18 protein-coding genes are annotated in these 19855 nt (G+C 72.4%); 10 read left to right on the top strand and 8 right to left on the bottom strand.

All coding sequences use genetic code 11. The annotated features are described in order from the left end of the window. Window positions 1-135: 135 nt before the first annotated feature. From ABZ899_RS26595 to ABZ899_RS26585, 3 genes are all read left to right on the top strand, one after another. The gene (locus ABZ899_RS26595) at window positions 136-2496 is read left to right on the top strand and encodes an AbfB domain-containing protein (RefSeq protein ID WP_361350651.1); all 2361 of its coding nucleotides are present in this window, start codon (window positions 136-138) and stop codon (window positions 2494-2496) included. A gap of 94 nt (window positions 2497-2590) precedes the next feature. Further along, window positions 2591-2953, top strand: a complete 363-nt coding sequence (locus ABZ899_RS26590) for a DUF1304 domain-containing protein (protein WP_361350649.1) — start codon at window positions 2591-2593, stop codon at window positions 2951-2953. Next, the gene (locus ABZ899_RS26585) at window positions 2950-3516 is read left to right on the top strand and encodes a TetR/AcrR family transcriptional regulator (protein WP_361350648.1); all 567 of its coding nucleotides are present in this window, start codon (window positions 2950-2952) and stop codon (window positions 3514-3516) included. Before ABZ899_RS26590 ends, ABZ899_RS26585 begins: the two co-directional genes overlap by 4 nt. 58 nt (window positions 3517-3574) lie before the next feature. Here ABZ899_RS26585 and ABZ899_RS26580 read toward each other — a convergent pair whose 3' ends face one another. From ABZ899_RS26580 to ABZ899_RS26570, 3 genes are all read right to left on the bottom strand, one after another. Then, window positions 3575-6850: a LamG-like jellyroll fold domain-containing protein gene (locus ABZ899_RS26580; protein ID WP_361350646.1), complete on the bottom strand. Its 3276-nt coding sequence runs from the start codon at window positions 6848-6850 to the stop codon at window positions 3575-3577. A gap of 302 nt (window positions 6851-7152) precedes the next feature. After that, complete coding sequence (locus ABZ899_RS26575) at window positions 7153-7809, bottom strand: hypothetical protein (protein ID WP_361350644.1); 657 nt, start codon at window positions 7807-7809, stop codon at window positions 7153-7155. Continuing rightward, window positions 7806-9443, bottom strand: a complete 1638-nt coding sequence (locus tag ABZ899_RS26570; RefSeq protein ID WP_361350642.1) for a serine/threonine-protein kinase — start codon at window positions 9441-9443, stop codon at window positions 7806-7808. The genes ABZ899_RS26575 and ABZ899_RS26570 overlap by 4 nt, the downstream gene beginning before the upstream one ends. A 262-nt stretch (window positions 9444-9705) precedes the next feature. Here ABZ899_RS26570 and ABZ899_RS26565 point away from each other — a divergent pair, with 262 nt between their 5' ends. Beyond that, window positions 9706-10134: a hypothetical protein gene (locus ABZ899_RS26565; RefSeq protein WP_361350640.1), complete on the top strand. Its 429-nt coding sequence runs from the start codon at window positions 9706-9708 to the stop codon at window positions 10132-10134. A 174-nt stretch (window positions 10135-10308) separates the two neighbouring features. Then, window positions 10309-11238: a YihY/virulence factor BrkB family protein gene (locus ABZ899_RS26560; protein ID WP_361350638.1), complete on the top strand. Its 930-nt coding sequence runs from the start codon at window positions 10309-10311 to the stop codon at window positions 11236-11238. On the opposite strand, the gene ABZ899_RS26555 is transcribed toward ABZ899_RS26560, so the two are convergent. Beyond that, complete coding sequence (locus ABZ899_RS26555) at window positions 11210-11977, bottom strand: hotdog fold domain-containing protein (RefSeq protein WP_361350636.1); 768 nt, start codon at window positions 11975-11977, stop codon at window positions 11210-11212. The two genes, ABZ899_RS26560 and ABZ899_RS26555, sit on opposite strands and share 29 nt — an antisense overlap. Before the next feature lie 118 nt (window positions 11978-12095). Then, window positions 12096-12254 (bottom strand): Arc family DNA-binding protein, encoded by a 159-nt coding sequence (locus ABZ899_RS26550; protein WP_361350634.1) that lies wholly within the window; start codon window positions 12252-12254, stop codon window positions 12096-12098. Window positions 12255-12268: 14 nt separating this feature from the next. On the opposite strand from ABZ899_RS26550, the gene ABZ899_RS26545 reads away from it, so the two are divergent. After that, window positions 12269-13495: a transposase gene (locus ABZ899_RS26545; protein WP_361350632.1), complete on the top strand. Its 1227-nt coding sequence runs from the start codon at window positions 12269-12271 to the stop codon at window positions 13493-13495. Between the two features lie 957 nt (window positions 13496-14452). Here ABZ899_RS26545 and ABZ899_RS26540 read toward each other — a convergent pair. After that, the gene (locus ABZ899_RS26540) at window positions 14453-15493 is read right to left on the bottom strand and encodes a helix-turn-helix domain-containing protein (protein ID WP_361350705.1); all 1041 of its coding nucleotides are present in this window, start codon (window positions 15491-15493) and stop codon (window positions 14453-14455) included. Between the two features lie 689 nt (window positions 15494-16182). On the opposite strand from ABZ899_RS26540, the gene ABZ899_RS26535 reads away from it, so the two are divergent. The 4 genes from ABZ899_RS26535 to ykgO all read left to right on the top strand — a co-directional run bounded on the left by ABZ899_RS26535 (window position 16183) and on the right by ykgO (window position 17327). Beyond that, entirely contained in the window at window positions 16183-16425 is a 243-nt protein-coding gene (locus ABZ899_RS26535) for a DUF5133 domain-containing protein (protein ID WP_361350631.1), read from the top strand. A gap of 265 nt (window positions 16426-16690) precedes the next feature. After that, window positions 16691-16855 (top strand): 50S ribosomal protein L33, encoded by a 165-nt coding sequence (gene rpmG / locus ABZ899_RS26530; protein WP_361350629.1) that lies wholly within the window; start codon window positions 16691-16693, stop codon window positions 16853-16855. A 50-nt stretch (window positions 16856-16905) separates the two neighbouring features. Continuing rightward, window positions 16906-17163, top strand: coding sequence for a type B 50S ribosomal protein L31 (locus tag ABZ899_RS26525; protein WP_361350627.1), 258 nt, complete (start codon window positions 16906-16908; stop codon window positions 17161-17163). A gap of 41 nt (window positions 17164-17204) precedes the next feature. Next, window positions 17205-17327 (top strand): type B 50S ribosomal protein L36, encoded by a 123-nt coding sequence (gene ykgO / locus ABZ899_RS26520; protein ID WP_062672424.1) that lies wholly within the window; start codon window positions 17205-17207, stop codon window positions 17325-17327. 73 nt (window positions 17328-17400) lie between these two features. Here ykgO and proP read toward each other — a convergent pair whose 3' ends face one another. Together proP and ABZ899_RS26510 are read right to left on the bottom strand one after the other, a co-directional pair. Then, entirely contained in the window at window positions 17401-18909 is a 1509-nt protein-coding gene (gene proP, locus ABZ899_RS26515; protein WP_361350625.1) for a glycine betaine/L-proline transporter ProP, read from the bottom strand. Window positions 18910-19115: 206 nt separating this feature from the next. Beyond that, window positions 19116-19784: a type III effector protein gene (locus tag ABZ899_RS26510; protein WP_361350623.1), complete on the bottom strand. Its 669-nt coding sequence runs from the start codon at window positions 19782-19784 to the stop codon at window positions 19116-19118. Window positions 19785-19855 lie beyond the last annotated feature (71 nt).

The raw sequence follows: 19855 nt of genomic DNA, 5'->3' as shown, positions 1-19855 counted from the left end.
GCGACCGGACTCCCCTCCGGCCGTCCTGAGGGGGTGTCCGACCCTTCCCGGCCCGCCCCGCGGGCGGACGGCGGGAAAGGTCGGACACCCCCTGGCACGCGCACGTCTCCCCACCCCACGAAGCAAGGAGGCACGATGCGTCGAGTACCCGCAGGCCGGCAGAGGTTCGCCTGGCTGAGACGTCGAGCGCGGTGGGCGATCACCGCACTCGCCGTGTTCGCCCTGGCCGCCGGCACGGCACTGACGGCCACCGGATCCGCGGCCGCCGCACCCCGGGCGTGGACCCCCAAACCGTCCCCCATGACCACCCCGTGGACGAACCAGGTCCCCACCGACACCCCGCTGCCGGAGTATCCCCGGCCGCAGCTCACCCGCCCCGACTGGGCCAACCTCAACGGCATCTGGGACTTCGCCGTCACCTCGGCGGACGCCGGACAGCCCGCCACGTTCCCCGAGCAGATCCGGGTCCCGTTCGTCGCCGAGTCCGCGCTCTCCGGCATCCAGCGCAAGATCACCCAGAACGACAAGCTCTGGTACAAGCGCGGCTTCACCGTGCCCGCCGGGTGGAACGGCCGCCGCGTCCAGCTCAACTTCGGCGCCAGCGACTGGCGGACGACCGTCTGGGTCAACGGCCGGCAGGCCGGGGCCACGCACAGCGGCGGCTACGACGCCTTCTCCTACGACGTCACCGACCTGCTCACCACCGGCACCAACACCCTCGTCGTCTCCGTATGGGACCCCACCGAGACCGGCACCCAGGCCATCGGCAAGCAGCGCATCCGTGACGTCGCCCCGCACCCCGGCGGCGGCATCCTCTATACCGCGGCGTCCGGCATCTGGCAGACCGTGTGGCTGGAACCCACGGCCTCCGCGTACGTCAGCCGTCTCGACATGGTGCCGGACCTGGCGAACAAGCGCCTCAAGGTGACGGCCCGAGGCACCGGGACCAACGGCCACCAGGCCCGCGTCACCGTCTCCACCGGCGGCACCACGGTCGGCACCGCCACCGGCCCGGTCGGCACCGAGTTCACCGTGCCGGTCCCGAACCCGCACCTGTGGACCCCGGAGGACCCCTTCCTCTACGACGTGAAGGCGGACCTGCTGTCCGGCGGGACCACCGTCGACTCCGTCGGCAGCTACACCGGCATGCGCACCATCTCCCTCGCGAGCGTCGGCGGCCGTCAACGCCCGGTGCTCAACGGCACCTTCGTGTTCCAGACCGGCACGCTCGACCAGGGTTACTGGCCGGACGGCATCTACACCGCGCCCACCGACGCGGCCCTGCGCCACGACCTGCAGAAGCACAAGGACCTCGGCTTCAACATGGTCCGCAAGCACATCAAGGTCGAACCGCAGCGCTGGTTCTACTGGGCCGACCGCCTGGGACTGCTGGTCTGGCAGGACATGCCGTCCATGGAACGCACCCCCGACGCCGCCGCCCGCACCCAGTGGGAGGCCGAGTACGACCGGATCGTCGACCAGCACCGCAGTTCCCCGTCGCTCGTCCTGTGGGTCAACCAGAACGAGGGCTGGGGCCAGTACGACCAGGCCCGTCTCGCCGACAAGGTCAAGGCGTACGACCCCTCCCGCCTCGTCGACAACATGAGCGGCGTCAACTGCTGCGGCGCCGTCGACGGCGGCAACGGAGACGTCGTCGACCACCACGTCTACGTCGGCCCCGGCACCACCGTGCCCAGCGCCACCCGCGCCGCCGTCCTCGGCGAGTTCGGCGGCCTGGGCTTCAAGGTCGCCGGGCACGAGTGGTACCCGGGCGGCGGCTTCAGCTACGAGGACCAGCCCGACCTCGCCCATCTGAACAACCGGTTCGTGGGGCTGATCGACGCGATCCGCGAGGTGCGCATGCCCCGCGGCCTGTCCGCCTCGGTCTACACCGAGATCACTGACGTCGAGAACGAGGTCAACGGCCTGCTCACCTACGACCGCCAGGTGGTCAAGGTCGACGAGGCCCGGGTGCGCGCCGCCAACCGCGCCCTGATCGACGCCTCCCGCGGGACGACGGCCCCGCTCACCCTTCCCGTGGACCAGTACCGGTCCCTGCGGGTCACCACACCCGGCCACACCGACCGGTACATGCGCCACAAGGACGGGGCGGTCTTCACCGAGGTGGTGAACGCCGGCAGCGACAGCCTCCTGAAGAACGACGCCACCTGGCGGATCGTCCCCGGACTGGCGGACAACACCTGCTACAGCTTCGAGTCGCGCAACTACCCCGGTCAGTACCTGCGGCACCGGGAGTACCGCGTCTACAAGGAGGCCGGCAGCGGCGACCTGTACCGGGCCGACGCCACCTTCTGTCCCGTCCGGGGCGCCGACGGCGGCGTGCGGCTGTCGGCCTACAACTTCCCGGAGCAGTACCTGCGCCACTACAACGCCGAGCTGTGGCTCGCCACCCCGGGCGGCACCCACACCTGGGACAACCCGGCCCTCTTCACCCAGGACACGACCTGGACCGTGGAGGCGCCCTGGGCGCCGTGACGACGCGGTAGCCGGCCGCTCCCCCCGTCCTGGACAGGTGTCCATGTATGCTGGACACCTGTCCAGGAAAATGTCCGAGGGGTGGGGGTCAGCGATGGAGACGACGGCGAGCGTCCTGGTCGGTCTGGTGGCGGCGCTGCACGCCTACATTCTGGTGCTGGAGATGTTCCTCTGGCAGCAGCGGCCCGGCCGCGCGCTCTCCGGCTTCGACGCCGAACTCGCCCGCGCCAGCGCGCCGTTGGCCGCGAACCAGGGCCTCTACAACGGGTTCCTGGCCGCCGGCCTGGTCTGGGGCCTGATCGCCGACGACCCGACCGGGTTCCAGGCACGGGTCTTCTTCCTCGTGTGCGTCCTCGTCGCCGGCCTGTACGGAGGCGTCACCGCCAACCGCCGCATCCTCGTCGCCCAGGCACTGCCCGGCGCCCTCGCGCTCGCCGCGGTCCTCCTCGCCCGGTGACCGGCCCCGAGGGCGACGCCCGCGCCGTCCGCACCCGCGCCAGGCTGCGCCGCGCGCTGCTGGACGCCTGCGCCGAACAGCCGCTGGCGGAGGTCAGCGTGGCCGCCCTCGTGCGGCGGGCCGGCGTCGGCCGGGCCACCTTCTACGTCCACTACGCCGACCTCGAAGCGCTCGCGGTCGACGCCTGCGCGGACGTCGTACGCGACGCGGTGGACGCCCTGCACGCCTGGCGTGGCACCCCCGACCCCGCGTCCCCGCCGCCCGCACTCCTCGGCTTCTTCGCCGGACTCACCGCGCACGCCGGGCTCTACCGCGCGCTGCTCAGCCCCGGTGGCACAGGGCCCCTGGGCCGGCAGCTCCACCAGGACCTGCGCGCCCGCAGCCGCGGCGAACGCGCTCTCGTCGGAGCGCCGGAGCCGGACCTCGTCGCCTCCGCGGTCGCCTCGGCCTTCACCGGGGTCCTCGCCGACTGGCTGCACGGCCTCGTCTCCGGCGGCCCGGACGAGGTCGCCCACCGCGTCTGGCGCCTGCTGATCGCCCTGCACCGCACCCCGCTGCCCTGAGACGGCGGACGGCCCCGGCGGGAAACGCTCCCGCCGGGGCCGTCCGTGCGCCGAGCCGCTACGGCTTCCCGTCCGTGTAGAGCGCGCTCACCTCCTCGGCGGTGAGCGCCTCGTCGAACGCGTGGACCTCGTCGACGGCACCGTTCCAGAAGTCGGTGTCGTCGCCGCCCCACTGGGCCCGGCCGACCGCGAGGGAACCGGTGCTGGGGTAGGCCGCACCGCCGGTGGCGGTCGCCGCCCGTTTCCCGTCGACGTACAGCGTGATCGTGTTGTCGCCGCCGTCGCGGACGCCGACCAGGTGGTACCAGCGCCCCTTCTCCGGGGTCGTCACGAGCCGGGCACGGTGCTCACCCGGGGTGCTGAAGGCGAACGCCCCCTGCCCGTACTGGAGGTAGAACGGGCTGGCCTGGCGCCGGGTGTCCTGGCTGACCGCGGTGGCGTAGTTGCCCGGCAGTTCGTCCAGTCGCACCCACGCGGACACGGTGTAGCTGCCCGTCGTGTCGAGCACCGGACCGGCGGTCTCGGCGTACTGCCCCTTGCCGTCGAACTTCAGCGCGCTGCCGCTGACACCCGGCGTCCAGCTCGTGCCCTCGCTGAGCGTGAGGGGCTTCTCGTTCGGGCCGTCGTCCTTCGCCGTGGTCCCGGTGCCCTCGTCGAGGGACCAGTGCCCACCGCCCTTCAGCGGGAGCCGGTCGCCCGCCGAGGCGCCGGCGGCGATGACCTTCCGGTTGATGTCGCGGACCCGCGCCGGGTCGACCTTGATCTCCCGGCGGTCGTACGTGTAGAGGCCGTTGAGCTCGTTCTCCAGGTCCGTGATCTGCGTGTACACCGAGCCGGACAGCTCGGCCGCGGCCTGGTCCAGGTAGAACTTCTCCGTGTTGTCCACGTACTTGCGGGTCAGCGCCTCCTTGGTGTCCACGCCGCTGTAGATCACGGTCGGGGCGCCCGGCCACATGTGCCCGGGGGAGCGCAGTGTGAAGCCGCCGTGCTCGCCGTCCATCGCGGCGCGCTGGGCGTCGGGGAACGGCGGGTCCTCGTTGTTGTAGTCGTGGTGGTCGATGATGTCGCCCTTGCCCGAGTCACCCTTGGAGTTGCAGCAGTTCACACCGCTGTGGGCGTTGACGACACGGGACGGGTCGGCCTCCTTGACCGCCTCGGTGATCTTGCCGGTCTCGGTGCGGTCCCACTCGCCCCAGCCCTCGTTGAAGACGATCCAGCCGATGACGGAGGGCGCGTTGTGGTGCTCGCGCATGATCTCGCGGCCCTGGTCGACGAAGGCGGTCCGCCCCGTCTCGTCGGTCAGGTTGCCGGAGACGAAGTCCTGCCAGACCAGCAGGCCGAGCCGGTCCGCGTGGTAGAACCAGCGCGCCGGCTCCACCTTGATGTGCTTGCGCACCGCGTTGAAGCCGAGCTCCTTGTGCGCCTTCAGGTCGAACGCGAGCGCCTCGTCGCTGGGGGCCGTGTACAGGCCGTCGGGCCAGAAGCCCTGGTCGAGGGTGGCGAGGGAGAAGATCGGCTTGCCGTTCAGCACCAGCTTCTGGAAGCCGCCGACCTTCGCCACACCGATCTCGCGCATACCGAAGTAGCTGCGCACCTTGTCCGTCGACCTGCCGTCGGTGAGCGTGACGTCGAGGTCGTAGAGGTACGGGTCGTCCGGGCTCCACAGGTGCTGGTTCGCCACCGGCAGCCGCAGCTGCCTGCCGGCCGGTCCGCTGACCCTGCCGACGACCCTGCCGCGCTTGTCCCGCGCCACGGCCTCGACCCGGGCGCCCGCGGACGCCTTGGCCGACTCCACCGTCACCGCGAGCGTGCCGGAGTCGATGTCGGGGGTGGAGACAACGTTATCGATCGACGCCTTCGCGACCGGTTCCATCCACACCGTCTGCCAGATGCCCGACGACTGGGTGTAGAAGATGCCGCCCGGGTTCGTGGACTGCTTGCCCATCGGCTGGTCGGCGCCCCCGGTGTCGGTGACCGCGACGACGATCTCCTGGGGACCGGAGCCCTTCAGCGCGTCGGTGATGTCGGCGCCGAACGCGTCGTATCCACCGGTGTGCTCGGCGACCTTCGTGCCGTTGACGTAGACCCGCGCCTGGTAGTCGACCGCGCCGAAGTTCAGCTTCAGCCGGTTGTCCTTGCCGCTCCTGCCGACCTTCCAGTCCTTCGGGACGGTGATCGTGCGGCGGTAGAACATGTGGTCCTCGTGCCGCTCCAGCCCGGAGAGCTGCGACTCCACCGGGTACGGCACGACGATCTTCTCGCGCAGGTCCTTGCCGAACGCGGGCTGCTCACCGGCCTTGGCGCCGCTGAACTGCCAGGTGCCGTTGAGGTTCTTCCACTTGGAGCGCACCTGCTGCGGGCGCGGGTACTCCGGCAGCGGGTTCTTCTTGTCGACCTTGTCGCCCCACCGGGTGGTGAGCCGGTGCGTGGAGGCGTTCTCCGCGTACCGGATGACCTTCGGGACGGTCTCGCCGCCGGACGTCAGTCCGCCCACGCCGTCGTAACTGACGCGCACCTGCTGGGCCTTCTGGATGGGCTCGGCGAGCGTCACGATCAGGGAGTTGCGGTCGTCGGGGGCCACGGCCACCGACTTCAGGGGCATGGCCGTGGTGTCGGCCTCGATCTTCAGATGGTCCTTGACCGTGCTCAGGTCACCGACCCTGCCCTCGAAACGGGCGCGCAGCTTCCTGCCGTCCGCCCCGACGGTCAGCTCCACCGGGTAGACCTCGAAGCCCTCGGGCGGGGTGAACGCCGACATGGGGACGAGCTGCTTGGCCAGGCCGGGGCCGGACCAGCGCAGGAACATGTTGGCGCCGCCGAAGTCCTGGAACATCTCCAGCCGGAAGTCGTGCTTCTCCCCGGCGTTCAGCCGGATCTTGGCACTGGTCTGCTCCTTGTCCCAGTCGGGCTCCCAGTGGTCGATGACCGGCTCGCCGTCGATGAGGAGCCGGAAACCGTTGTCGCCGATGGCGTAGAACGTGTAGTCGCCGGTCTCCGGAGCCTCGATCTGGCCGGTCCAGCGGGCGGTGGTGTGCTCCGTCCGGCCGGTCAGCTCCTGGAACGTGCTGGTCAGACCGGAGAAGTTGATCTGCGGCTCGAGGAGCGTGCCGCCGAGCTGCGCGAAGTCCCGGGCGCCCGGCGCCGACATGGCGAAGTACTCGCCCTTCAGCCCGTGCACCACGACGTCGGACGCCTGGGCGGAGGGGGCCTGAGCGCTGCCGGCCGACTCCGCCGCCGACGCCGTGGCGGCCAGGCCGCTCGGGGGGACGACGAGGGCGGCCGCGGCCAGCAGCGCCCACACTCCGGCTCGTGGGCGGTTGTGTTGTCTTGTCATCGAACCTTTCCTCGCACGGAGGCCGCGGACCGGTGCCGGTCGTCCGGCGGGCCGTGGGCCCGCCGGTACACGGGTGGGTCGCAAGACCGGCACGGACGCGGTCGGGGCGGCTCTTTCAACGTTGGAAATTCTTGCGACAGCGGAATGACAACACGCCCTTCGGACGGCTGTCCAGACCTCGCGCAGCACTCTGTCGCTCAGTCACCACGGCACGCTGCGCGCCGACATGGGGCACGAGCGGCTCACCGAAGCGCTCGCGCCGCCGCGCGATCTGCGGCTTTGCGCCGGTGCGCGGGGGGAGTTCAGCCGCAGTCGTACGTGAACCGCGCGTTTGCCTTCAGCCGGGCGGGCGACAGGATCTCCACCTCGGCCACGGCCGGGCGGCGGCCCTGGCCCTCGAAGGTCCAGCGCAACGTGAGGCGCGCCTGCCGCTGGTCGCGGGCCACCACCTCACGCAGCACCCCCGAGGCCGTCCCGTCGCTGCGGGTCCACCGGTAGGTGAGCGTGCCCGGACGGCCGTCCGTCGCCACCACGGCGACGACGTCCGCGGTGCCGTCGCACGGCAGCACCGCGGGCCGGACGGTGACGGCCACCGAGCGCACCTCGACGGACGGCCCGAGCCGCTGCCAGGCCAGGAACGCGAGGACGCACAGCAGTACCAGCGCGGGCAGGGCGTGCCGGCGCAGCCGCCGGGGGGCCGGTGCCGCGGGCGGCGGCAGAGCGGGCAGCGTGCGGTGGGTGCGCTGGGCGACGGCGGCGGTGACACCGGGGCCGAAGCGCAGCACCGTGTCCTCGACGCGGTCGGGCCGCGGCGCCGGTGCGGCGAGGGTGCCGTCGGCGTCCGGCGCGGGCCGCTGGATCCAGTGGCTGCCGAGCACGGTGGCGCTGTAGCCGGTGTCCTCCGCGGGCTCCGCCCGGCGCGGGCCGAGGTCGGCCGTCCGGTCGTCGGGCGCGCTCATCGGAGGTCACACTGCCGGGTCAGGAGCTGCTGGGAGGCCGCCCCGCCGGTGGCGGCGGGAGCGGTCGTGGCCTGCACGGACCAGTAGCAGCCCCGGTTCCGGAAGGTGTGGTCGACGGGGATCGTGTACTGGGTGGCGCCGCTGCGGGTGAAGGTCTGGGCCGCCCCGTCGGCGGAGCCGGGCAGCCCGGCGAGGTCGCCGGTGGACCAGGAGACCGTGACGGAGACCGGGCCGGTGCCGTCCGTGGTGACGACGACGGTCGCGGTGGCGGTCGTGGGGCCGGTCTGGGTGAAGCCGGACACCGCCACGTCCTTGACGGCCGGCGCGGTGGGCGTCGCGGGCGGATCGCCGGTCGACGGCGACGCGGTGCCGCCCGTGCCTCCGGGTGCCGTACTCCCCGTCCCGGAGGGAGTGCCGGAGGCCGGGGCACTCGTGCCGTCCGTGGCCGCCGCCGGGGTGGGCGCCTCGTCCGGCGAGGACGATACCGAGGGGGACCCGGACGCGGAGGCCGACGGGCTCGGCGTGCCGGGCTCCGGCGTCGGCGTGCCGGGCCGGGCGCCGGTCGTGGCGGCGGCCTGAGCCGTGTCGCGTGCCGCGTCGTCCGGGGCGAACGGGACCCCGTACGTCAGGAGCACCCCGAGGAGCACGGCGGCGGCCGACGCCAGCATCCCGGCCCGGCCCGGCAGCCAGGCCCGCACGGGGCCCGGGCCCGGCGCGGGGCCGAGCACCGTGCGCGCGGTGGCCGTGGTGCCGCGGGCGCCGTCCCGGGCCGAGGGCAGCAGGAGGGGCAGCAGGGCCACCAGCGCCGCGAGCCGGTCCCGTCCGCGGTCCTCCCAGCCCGCCCCGTACGCCGCCCCGGCCACCGCCTCGAGCTCCCGGACGAACTCCGCGGCCCGCGAGGGGCGTTGCGCCGGGTCCTTCGCCAGTCCACGGCGCACCAGCTCACGTACCGGCTCGGGCGCCTCCTCGGCGGGCACGGGTGCCTCGACGTGCCGCAGCGCCAGCTCGGCGATGTTGTCGCCCGCGTACGGCTTGCGGCCCGTGAGGCACTCGAAGAAGGTGGCCGTGGCGGCGTACACGTCGGCGGCGGGGGAGGCGGGCGCACCCGTCCACTGCTCCGGCGCCATGTAGGAGGGCGTGCCCGCCACCCCGGCGTCGGTGCCCGCGTCCACGGCGATGCCGAAGTCGACCAGCTTGGACGTCCCATCCGGCAGCACCAGTACGTTCTCGGGCTTGTAGTCGCGGTGGACGACGCCGACCCCGTGCGCGTCGGCCAGCCCGAGCAGCGAGCCCTTGAGGACGACCAGCGCGGCCTCGGGCGTCAGGGGGCTCTCACGCGTCAGGAGGGTCCGCAGCGAGACGCCGTCCACCAGTTCCATGACGATGGCGGCGCCCCGCGGGCTCTCCACGTACTCGTACAGCCCGGTCACGTACGGGCTCTCCAGCCCGCCCAGCAGCCGTGCCTCGGCGCGGAAGTCGCGCACGAAACCCGGCCGGGTGCGCAGGGACTCGCTCAGGTACTTCACAGCGACCGGGACACCGGTCTCCTCGTGGACGGCCAGCACGACCCGACCGCTCGCCCCCGACCCGAGCTCCAGCGACCCGGTGTATCCGGGCACTTCCCACGTACTCATGCGCGTCCCCCCAGACCGCCCGTCGGCACCGGCGGGCCGTGTCGCCGCCGCACCGGAGCCCCGGCCGTCCGGCGGCGGCCGTGTCCTGGGCTCAGATACACATTTTCGGCCGTTGCGGTTGCGTGGCCAGAGCGGACGCCGAGGCGTGCCCCGACCGTGACAGAGCCGTCGCGGACCCACGACACGGGGAGCCTCCGGCCCTCGGCGCGGATGCCTGTGACGGAACATGTTTGCTGCCGCGGGGAGCGGCAACGCGGTGTCCATGAGCCCATCCAACAACGACACCAACCACGATTCCGCAACCGCCAAGAAGGCGGCCGCCAAGGCAAGTCAGGCCACGTCGCGGGCGACCGCGCCGGCGTCGAAGGCCGCGGACAAGGCGGCGGACAAGGCCGGTGACACGGCGTCAGCCGCCGTGAGCACGGCCGAGCGGACCGCCAAGGCCACCTCCGCCGTGGCCCGGTCCGCGGCCCAGCGGGCCGACGCCGGACGCAAGGCCGTGGTGGCCGCGTCCGGGCAGGCCGTCGCCCTCGCGACGACGGCCTGGACGGTCCTCGCCAACCGCAAGGCCGTCGCCGCCGGAGTCGGTACGGGACTGGCGGTGCTGGGCGCGTCCTCGTACGCGGCCGGACGGCGCGCCGGTAGGCGCACGCTGGGCCCGATCACCCGGCTCACCGGTGGCCGGATCTGATCGCCGAGCCACGCCGGTCCGTGAGACGGGCCGGCCCACCGGCACGGCAGGGCGGTGGCGCCCTCGCACCGACAGCGAGGCGCCGCCGCCCTGCCGTGTACGGACGGCCAGCGCGCCCCGCACCCTCAACGCCCCGTTCAGGGCCGTGCCCTGCGCCCTACCACCCCAGAGGCCATGTCCGCCGACCCGCACCCCTTGGGTACGCTTCCCACGGCATCCGCCGTCGCGCCGCGGCCGCGCCGCGTCCCTGAAACCTGGCTGCCCGCCCTGCGCCGCACCCCGGGGTCGATGTGGCGTGACGACATCTCCGACTACGCGGCCGCCCTGACCTACTACGCCATCCTGGCTCTGCTGCCCGCGCTGATGGTCACCGTCGTGGCGTTCAGCCTGATCGGCCCGGACACCGCCGAGGACTTCATCCGGCACGTCACCGCCTACGCCCCCGGGCAGGCGAGCGGCCAGCTGCACGACGCGCTGGTGAGCACCCTGCGCAGCGGCACCGCCGCCTGGACGCTGCTGGGCGCGGGAGCCGTGAGCGCGCTGTGGTCCGCGAGCAGTTACCTCGCCGTCTTCCGGCGCGCCCTGCACCGGATGCACGGCGTGGCCGACCAGCGCTCGCCCTGGCGCACCGCCCACCGCATCCTGCTGACGGCCTTCGCCCTGCTGGGCCTGCTCCTGCTCAGCTCGCTGGTACTCATGCTGTCAGGACCGGTCGCCGAGGCGGTCGGCCGGGTCCTCGCACTCGACGTCATGGCGGCCTGGGCCTGGACCCTGCTGCGCTGGCCGCTGCTGCTCTGCCTGGCCGCCCTGCTGGTGGTCACCGTGTTCCACACCGGCCCCACCCAGGCCCGAACCCGGCACCGCAGCCTGCCCGGTGGCGCCCTGGCCGCCGCCCTGTGGCTGGCCGTCTCGGGCCTCTTCGCCCTCTACACCTCGGCCCTGAGCACATACAGCCGGCTGTACGGCTCACTCGCGGGCGTCGTGGTGTCCCTGATCTGGCTGTGGCTGTCCAACCTGGCCCTGCTCGCGGGGGCCCAGTTCACGGCGGAACTGGGCAAGGCGGAGGAGCGGCACCTCAACGCAGCGGTGAGTCAGCCGAGTTGACGAGGCGGGCGTCCCCTCGGGCGGCAGGTCTCGGGTCGATCCACAGGGCCTCCGACAGCGCGCACAGCTCGCCGTCGGCCGTCGCCAGCGCCACGCCCATCGTGTGTTTGCGGCCGCTCTCCGACAGCAGCCAGGCATAGGACACATGCGGCTCGCCCGCCGTCACCGGCCGTAGGATCGTCCCCGTCAGGGAGGCCGTGACCGCGCCCGGCCGCTGGGTGCCGAGGAAGCGTCCCGCCCAGTGCCCCGGACAGTCCAGGGCGCCCCAGACCACGACGTCGGGCAGCAGCCCGTCGGGACCGGCGAACGTGGGGGACGGCGTCCAGCCCGTCGCGACCAGATTCCGGCCCGGCACCGGGGAGCAGTACACGCGCAGACCCTGGTCCGGAGTGCGCAGTCCGCAGCCGAAGCAGTCGACCATCGCCTGCGGCGGCTCGGCCCGGAACCAGTCGGCCGCGGCCGACGCCTCCTCCCAGGACGGCGCGCCGGGCGCGTCGAGCGTCAACTCGGCCGGACGCGCCGTGGCCAGCGGCCGCTCCGGACCGCCCAGCTCCACCCCGCCGTCGCCCGTCCCGGCCAGCCGGACGGGCACCTCGACCGGCACCGGCCCGCGGAAGTCGACCCGGACCGTCCCCGCCCCGGACGCTTGTGCGAGCACTCCGGCGACATACCCGCCGAAGGCCACACCGGGGTAGCCGGAGTACAGCTCGGGCACCACGACCGCGTCACTCGTCGTCATGATCCCCACTTCACCACACGGGGCTGGCCGTCACCTGATACCTCCGAGGATGCCCCGGCCTTCAGGCGGGGGAGGAATCGGACCCGTGCGGGGCAGGGCGAGGAAGGAGCTATCGCCGTCAGGGCGATTGGTCGTCGCCGTCCACGGTGGTGAGGGCGACCTCGAGCAGATGCAGGATCTCGGAGTTGAGGGACCGCCGGTCGGCGCGGGCGGCTTCAACGAGGCGTGCGTGCAGTTCCGTTGGCAGGCGGAGAGAGATCCGCTTCTCATCGTCCATGCTAAAATCATGCCATGACGACACCACGGAAGCAGCAGGAGGATGCCGGGCACGCTCGGTACACCTACCGACTGCGCGTGTCGTCGACCGCCCGCACCGCCCTGCTCGCCGAGTGGGACCGCTGCCGGTGGGCCTGGAACGAATGCGTCGCCAAGTCCCGGCAGATACACGCCCGCAACCGCGCACACCCGGACGACAAGCTGACGTGCGGCCCGGCCCAGCTCGACAAGATGCTGACCGAAGCCCGCGCCACATTGTCGTGGCTCCGCGACGGTGCTTCGGTGCCGCAGCAGCAGGCCGTCCGGGACTTCGCCAAGGCGAGGTCCAAGGCGCTGAAGGACATCGAGAAGCGGTTGCCGGTCCGCCGGCGCGCGGGCATGCCCAGGGTGAAGAAGAAGCGTGAGGCGCTGCCGACGCTGAACTACACCAGGCGGGGATTCCGGCTGAAGGACAAACGTCTGCACCTCGCGGGCGGGATCGTGCTCACGGTGGTGTGGTCGCGGGACCTGCCCTGCGCACCGTCCTCGGTGCGCGTGTACCGCGACAGTGTCGGGCACTGGTACGCGTCGTTCGTCGTCGCCACCCAAGCCCAGCCGCTCCCGGCCACGGGCCGTGTCCTCGGCGTGGACTGGGGCGTCAAGGAGACCGCGACCACCACGTCCGACGCCCACGACCTCCCCCACGCCCAGCATGGGAAGAACGCCGCACACAAACTCGCCCGCTACCAGCGGATGATGGCCCGCCGCAAGGCCGCACGCGGGCAGGCCGCGTCCAGGGGCTACCGGCAGGCGCAGGTGCAGGCCGCGAAGCTGCACAAGAAGGTCGCCCGGCAGCGGCAGGACACCGCCCGCAAATGGGCCAAGTCCGTGGTCCGCGACCACGATGCGATCGCCGTCGAGGACTTCCGGCCGAAGTTCCTCGCCAAGTCCACGATGGCGCGCAAGGCGGCGGACGCCGCGATCGGCGCCACCAAGACCGCCCTGATCGAGATGGGTCGCAAGCACGGGCGGGACATTCGCCTCGTCAATCCCGCATATACCACCATGGACTGCGCGTCGTGCGGAGCGAGAACCAAGCACGCACTTCCTCTTTCGGAACGTACCCACACCTGCACCGCGTGCGGAGTCGTGTCCCCCAGGGACAAGAACTCCGCCCGCGTGATGCTCGTCCGGGCTGGTCTCAACCCGGCTGGTGCCGAGGGCGTAAGACCTCCGGGAGCGCTGCTCCCGGAGGCAGCCTGAGCCAGGAATCCCCTCCCTTCAGGGAGGGGAGGATGTCAACATTCCTTGATCGTCAATTCGCCGTGCACCTGCGAGGATCCCGGCACACGACAGAGCCACCTCGCGTGGCTGGAAGGGGAGGGGACTCCGTGTGACCACGGTCGACGCGTACCAGGACCGCTGCGAGCAGCTGTTCACGGCGGGGGGCAACGCGGCCGTGCGGCGCGCCGCCCAGGAGGGCCTGGACGAACTCGGCTCCCACCCCGACCTGTACTGCTGGCTGGCCCTCGGGCATGCGGCCGAGGACGACGACGATCACGACGACCGCGCGGAGGAGGCGTTCCGGGCCGGACTCACGCTCGACGGAGACCACCTCGGGCTTCTCGCCGGCTACGCCGAACTGTGCCTGCGCCGACGCCTTCGAGTACCCCGGCCGTGCCGCCCGCGCCCGTGTCCTCGCCGGGCGCCTCGACGAGCTGGCGCCGGAGTCCGCGGAGGCCCAGCAGGTCGCCGCCGCGCGACGCTGGGCGAACCGCAGTTACTGGGACGAGCTCAGATGGGGCGCGGCCGCCGCCATGGTCACCGGCCACGACACCGAGGAGCAGGCCCGGACCCTCGACGCGGACCTCCAAAAGGGCGGCGGAACGGCGCCGGGGGAAGCGGACACCGTGGACCGCGACGCCATCGTGCGCGCCGCGACCCTTCAGGCGCTGTCCGGCCCCTGGAACGCGCCCGTGCGCTTCCTCGGCGGGCACCGCACGGCCGCCTGGACTGGCTGCGGCATCCTCTGCGTCCTGACCAACACCGTGCTGCGGCAGACCGGAGCCGTCGACTCCTTTGCGCCTGTGGGGCACGCTGTAGGTCGTGCCGCTCCTGATCGTCGACCGCCGCTTCGCCGCCGTCCGCAAGGAGGCGGAGGCCCGGCACATCGCCGCGCTCGAAGCGTCCCTGGCCGGGTGGCGGTGACCGGCGGGCCGATCAGATCTCCTGCTGGGGCCAGCCCAGCAGGCGCGCCCCGATCACGGCCGTCTGCAGGGTGTACCGGTGCATGGGGTCGGCGGGGTTGGCGCCGGTCAACTGGTGGATGCGCTCCAGCCGGTAGGTCAGCGCCCGCACGCTGAGCGACAGCCGGCGGGCCGCCTCGGCGGCGGTGCAGCCGGAGTCGAAGTACACCTGGAGGGTGCGCAGCAGCGGCTCCGCACCGCCGCGGGCGTGCCGCAGCGGACCCAGCGCAGCGAGCACCAGGTCGGCCATGGCCTGCCGGTCGCGGGCCAGCACCGGGTACACGAGCAGGTCGGCGGCGTGCACCACGGGGTCGTCCAGGCCGAGGCGCTCGGCGAGTTGGAGGCTGTTCAGCGCCTCCTCGTAGGAGTGCACGACGCCGCCCGCCCCGGAGCGGGGCCGGCCGATGGCCACCCGGCTGCCGTCCGTGGCGGCGTGGGCCTGCTTGGCGAAGTGCAGCAGGACGTCACGGTCGTCGCCGGGCGCGATGCAGACCAACTGCCCGTTCTTGGTGGCGAGAAGGATGTGCCGGTCACCGAAGCGCGCGATGAGCGCGTTCTCCACGTGCCGGGTCACGGGGTCGGTGTCGTCGTACGCCTCCGGCCCCTCGGCGACGGCCACGGCGTGCGCCCGGGACAGGACCAGCCCGAACCGCTCCGCCCGCTCGGCGAGCCGCCCCAGGTCGCTGCGGCCGTACAGCAGGTCGTCGATGAACTCCCTGCGCGCGGCCTCCTCCTGGCGCACGGCCAGGCGCTGCGCGCGCTCGTAGCCCTCCGCGAAGGCGTCGACGGCCTGTTCGACGGCCGCCAGCACGCTGTCGGGGTGACGCGGTGGGGACGGCCAGTCCTCCCGGGTCGCCCCGAGGTGCGCGCGGACCAGGGTTCGCAGCGTGTGCCCGTGGTCGGCGGCCTGTTCGCCGAGGGCGCGCCGGGACTCGATCTCGTCCCGGGTCAGTCGGCGTCCGGTGGTGGAGACGTCCGAGAGGATCTCCGCGTACCCCTTCAGATACGGCCTCATCGCCTCCGGCTCGCTCACGCCCCCGCCCTCCGTCCCTGGTGCGCCGTCGCCGGCCGGGTGACGGCCGTCGGCATGCAGACCCTAGTGAACTCTGCCGGGAACCGGCAATGCGGAAGGTGTCTCCCCGCTCCATCATGGCCCGTGGGGAGCATCACGGATGGTTGCGGTGCCGCGGTTTTGCCGGATCTCGGCAGGGCCGCGGCACCGCAGCCGACGCTTGTCCCCGCCCGGGCGGTTCGGATGCCGTCAGACCGGCATGATCGTGGCGTCGTCGTGCGGCGGTGGTTCTTGTGGAGGGTGCGGATGCGGCGGCGCCGGGTCTCCTTGGGATTGCTACCGGCCCGAGGGGAGATGCGCGGGGGAGTCCAGGACCTGCGGCACGACATGGCCCTCGCGGTTCAGGGGCGGTGGCGGGTGCCCGTAGTTGATCCGGTGAACGTCATGTTCCTCGCCGGGCGCGGTCCTTGGAGTCCGGACGGCCCGGTGCTCCGCGTTCGGCCGCATGTCCGGCGGTTGGCCCGCACGGGGGACTTCGGCGGTGTTACAGGTGTAAATCATTCCCCAAGGGGCACTCGGGGCTCAGCTCGGCGCGATCGGCGCCGGGCTCCGGTGTGTGGTGCCGGCACTCAGCCTGTTCGTCGCGGTGACCCCGCCGGGTGCGGGCTGCGTGCTCACAGAGGGGACTTGCCATGATCCTGCCGTCCGAGAAGGAACTGCGTGCCGCGCTGGCCCGCTTCGCCGAAGTGCGTTTCGCGCACGACGTGCACCCCACAGCTCACAGCGGTCGCGCCCTCGAGGACGCCACGTACACGCTCTGCGTCATGGTCGGGGCCCGCACGGTCGCCGAGGCGCTGGCGGCGGCGGATGTGCTCCTCCAGCGGTTCGTCGCCGACCGCAAGGCGATCCAGGGGGACAAGACCCTGGCGGCCTGACGGACGAGCCTTTCCTGCCGCCACAATCCCGGGCACGGCGCCGCGCGCGCCGTGCCCTCGTGTCGTTCCAGGGTCGGTGCCGGGTCGGCCGGGAATGAGCGGGCCCCGCCCCGCGTTCCCCCGCACGACCCCCGGGTCCGCCGCTCCTCCTCGCGCCGGCGTCGTCGGCGGGGGAGGGAATGAAACAGCGGGTTCGGTGGTTGAACCCACTGTCTGACATGTTCGAGTCAGTCGGCTCGTGTGCGGACGGAAAGGAAGGACCCCCATGGCACGCAGCACCGCACGTCCCGTCGTGAAGCTGAGGTCGACGGCCGGCACCGGCGTCACGTACGTGACCCGCAAGAACCGTCTCAACGACCCCGACCGACTGGTCCTGCGCAAGTACGACCCGGTCGCCGGCGCGCACGTCGACTTCCGCGAGGAACGCTGACGCCCGCGTCCCCATCCGAACCACGGCAGGCCCCGGCGAAAGGACATCCCATGAGGCCCGGCATCCATCCCGACTCCCGTCCCGTCGTCTTCCGTGACCGCGCGTCGGGGCACGTCTTCCTCACCCGTTCCACCCTCGACTCCGCACGGACGATCGAGTGGGAGGACGGCCAGATCTACCCGCTGGTGGACGTCGAGGTCTCCTCGGCGAGCCACCCGTTCTACACCGGTACCTCGCGCGTCATGGACACCGCCGGACGCGTCGAGCGGTTCGAGCGGCGCTACGGCCGTACCGCCGCCGCCCGCTGACGAGGGACACACCGGTCCGCCCAGTCCGAGAGGAGACCGCGATGAAGGTGCGCAACTCACTGCGCTCGCTGAAGGCCAAGCCCGGCGCCCAGGTGGTGCGCCGCCGCGGCGTGACGTACGTGATCAACAAGAAGGACCCGCGCTTCAAGGCCCGCCAGGGCTGAGCGTCGAGCCCACGGCATCGGCCCGGCATCCGCGTCCGCGCGGGTGCCGGGCCGTCGTCATGTCAGGGAGCCGTCAGAACCGGGGAGCCGGGGCCTGGCTCTCCACCATCTCCGCGGCCTCCCGTGCCGTCGCGACCGACGGAGGGGAGCCCGCGAGCGGCTGCCGTGCCGTCTCCTTCGTGAACGCCACGGCGACCACACCGACCAGCGCCGCGGCCATCGCGTAGTAGGCGGGCATGAGGTCGCTCCCGGTCGCGGAGATCAGGGCCGTGATCACCAGTGGCGTGGTGCCGCCGAACAGGGACGCGGAGAGGTTGTAGCCGACGGACAGGGAGCCGTAGCGGACCTGGGTCGGGAACAGCGCGGGCAGGGTCGCCGACATGGTGCCCAGCAGACACACCAGCGACAGGCCCAGCATCAGCATCCCGGCGGCCACGGCCACCAGGCTGCCCTGCCTGACCAGCAGGAACGACGGCAGGGAGAGGAAGAGGAAGCCGAGCATCCCCGCCATGAGGAGGGGCTTGCGGCCCACCCGGTCGCTGAGCCTGCCCACCTGGCTGATGACCAGCATCAGGACCACCATGGTCGCGATCAGGACCAGCAGACCGTGCGTCTCGGAGTAGCCCATCTCGTCCGACAGGTACGTCGGCATGTACGACAGGAGCATGTAGTCGGTGATGTTGTAGGCGCCGACGAGGCAGATGCAGAGGATCAGTGCCGGCCAGTACTGCCGGAAGATCTTCTTCAGGTCTCCGGTGGCCGTCGTCTCCACGCTGGAGGCGGCCTCGGAGGCGCGGTGCGTCGACTCGTCCCCCAGCTTCTGGAAGGCGGGCGTCTCGTCCAGCTTCAGTCGCAGGTAGAGCCCGACCAGCCCGATGGGCCCGGCCACCAGGAACGGCACCCGCCAGCCCCACGCCTCCATGCCGCCGCTGCCCAGCGCCGACGTCAGGATCGTCACGAGGCCGGCCGCGCCGACGTACCCGGCGAGCGTCCCCAGCTCCAGGAAGCTGCCGAAGAAGCCGCGCCGCTTGTCGGGCGCGTACTCGGCGATGAAGGTCGACGCCCCGCCGTACTCGCCGCCGGTCGAGAAGCCCTGCACCAGCCGGAAGAGGATCAGCAGCACCGGGGCCCAGAAGCCGATCGTCGCGTACGACGGGATCAGGCCGATGGCGAAGGTGCCGATCGCCATGAGGATCATCGTCAGGGCGAGGACCTTCTTGCGTCCGATCTTGTCGCCCATCGGTCCGAAGACCATGCCGCCGATGGGACGCACCAGGAACGACACCGCGAACGTCGCGAACGACGACAGCAGCTGCACGGTCTCGTTGCCCGACGGGAAGAAGACGTGCCCCAGGGTGACCGCGAGATAGCTGTAGATCCCGAAGTCGAACCACTCCATGGCGTTGCCGAGGGAGGCGGCCTTCACCGCCCGCTTCACGGCCGCCTCGTCGGTGACCGTGATGTCCGTACGCCGAAGCGGAGGGTTCCGGCGGCGCTTCACGGCCCTGAAGAGCGTGCGGTGACGCCGGACGGCCCCCGGATCGGTATCGGTCTCGACCAGGTCCGAGTCGCTGACCGCCATGAGGGGTCCTTTCTGCCGAGCGCTGATGTGCAGAGCCTCGCCTGCTCAACCGCGCCGCTCGCAAACACGGCGACCGTCCGATGTCGTCGCCGTCACGTCGGCGCCCGGCCGGGTGTCCCGTCGGTCCCGCCGCGGTCCTCCCGTCTTCGCGTCCGCGGCGCGGACCACCCGAACGAAGCCGCCTCCCGCGGGTGCGGGCGGCACCGTCAGGGCCGGGCCCCGCGGTCCGCGTCGCTGTCCTGGCGGAGCTGGTCGGCGTGACTGGTGAGGTCGTCGATCCGGGTGGCGAGCTGGGGGTGGTGGTCGCGCAGATGGGGCTCGGTGTCCGTCAGGGGCGCCAGCAGCAGCGCGGCGTCGTCGTCGGCCAGGGCGTGCGCGAGCCGCCGCAGCGGCGGGAGCGCGGCCTCCGGCAGATCGGGCAGCGCGGCGATCTGGCCGGCGAGGCTGCGCAGCTCACCGGCGTGGTTCCGGGCCCACGCGGTCACCTTGCGGTCGGCGGCGCGCCGGTCCCGGGTGGCCTTCACGCGCTGCTCGCGTGTGTCGCCGTCACCGCCGGGGCGCCCCCGCAGATAGCGCCGCTCGGCGGCCTGGCGGCTCGCGACGCCGAGCGGGCCGGCGAGGTCCGCCCAGCTGGCGCCGGCCGCGCGGGCGGTCTCGATCAGGCTGGGCTCCCACTGCGCGAGCTGGTGCCGTACGTCGCGCAGCAGCACCAGGACGGCCAGGGCCTGGTCCGGGGCCGGCGGGGTGTCGCCCGCGTCGCCCGCCGGGCCGGTCCGCGCGGAGCGCACCGCGTCCGTCATGGCGCGCAGTGCCGTCTCCGCCGCCAGGAAGGACGCGGGGGTGCAGTCGGCGGATCGCTCGTCGGGCGTCGGCACGGCCCTCCTCCTTCGTTCCGGGACTCGTCATCACCTCGATGACATCTGGTTTGTCATCGTTCCGATGACAT

It is taken from the genome of Streptomyces sp. NPDC046859, assembly GCF_040645135.1.
Lineage (GTDB): Bacteria > Actinomycetota > Actinomycetes > Streptomycetales > Streptomycetaceae > Streptomyces.
This window is presented reverse-complemented; position numbering and strand designations above follow the sequence as displayed.

Excerpts from the sequence above, each read along its gene's own strand:
- ABZ899_RS26595 (WP_361350651.1), top strand. The coding sequence starts at position 136 with ATGCGTCGAGTACCCGCAGGCCGGCAGAGGTTCGCCTGGCTGAGACGT.
- ABZ899_RS26590 (WP_361350649.1), top strand. The coding sequence starts at position 2,591 with ATGGAGACGACGGCGAGCGTCCTGGTCGGTCTGGTGGCGGCGCTGCAC.
- ABZ899_RS26580 (WP_361350646.1), bottom strand. The coding sequence starts at position 6,850 with ATGACAAGACAACACAACCGCCCACGAGCCGGAGTGTGGGCGCTGCTG.
- ABZ899_RS26575 (WP_361350644.1), bottom strand. The coding sequence starts at position 7,809 with ATGAGCGCGCCCGACGACCGGACGGCCGACCTCGGCCCGCGCCGGGCG.
- ABZ899_RS26570 (WP_361350642.1), bottom strand. The coding sequence starts at position 9,443 with ATGAGTACGTGGGAAGTGCCCGGATACACCGGGTCGCTGGAGCTCGGG.
- ABZ899_RS26565 (WP_361350640.1), top strand. The coding sequence starts at position 9,706 with ATGAGCCCATCCAACAACGACACCAACCACGATTCCGCAACCGCCAAG.
- ABZ899_RS26560 (WP_361350638.1), top strand. The coding sequence starts at position 10,309 with ATGTCCGCCGACCCGCACCCCTTGGGTACGCTTCCCACGGCATCCGCC.
- ABZ899_RS26555 (WP_361350636.1), bottom strand. The coding sequence starts at position 11,977 with ATGACGACGAGTGACGCGGTCGTGGTGCCCGAGCTGTACTCCGGCTAC.
- ABZ899_RS26550 (WP_361350634.1), bottom strand. The coding sequence starts at position 12,254 with ATGGACGATGAGAAGCGGATCTCTCTCCGCCTGCCAACGGAACTGCAC.
- ABZ899_RS26545 (WP_361350632.1), top strand. The coding sequence starts at position 12,269 with ATGACGACACCACGGAAGCAGCAGGAGGATGCCGGGCACGCTCGGTAC.
- ABZ899_RS26540 (WP_361350705.1), bottom strand. The coding sequence starts at position 15,493 with ATGAGGCCGTATCTGAAGGGGTACGCGGAGATCCTCTCGGACGTCTCC.
- ABZ899_RS26535 (WP_361350631.1), top strand. The coding sequence starts at position 16,183 with ATGATCCTGCCGTCCGAGAAGGAACTGCGTGCCGCGCTGGCCCGCTTC.
- rpmG (WP_361350629.1), top strand. The coding sequence starts at position 16,691 with ATGGCACGCAGCACCGCACGTCCCGTCGTGAAGCTGAGGTCGACGGCC.
- ABZ899_RS26525 (WP_361350627.1), top strand. The coding sequence starts at position 16,906 with ATGAGGCCCGGCATCCATCCCGACTCCCGTCCCGTCGTCTTCCGTGAC.
- ykgO (WP_062672424.1), top strand. The coding sequence starts at position 17,205 with ATGAAGGTGCGCAACTCACTGCGCTCGCTGAAGGCCAAGCCCGGCGCC.
- proP (WP_361350625.1), bottom strand. The coding sequence starts at position 18,909 with ATGGCGGTCAGCGACTCGGACCTGGTCGAGACCGATACCGATCCGGGG.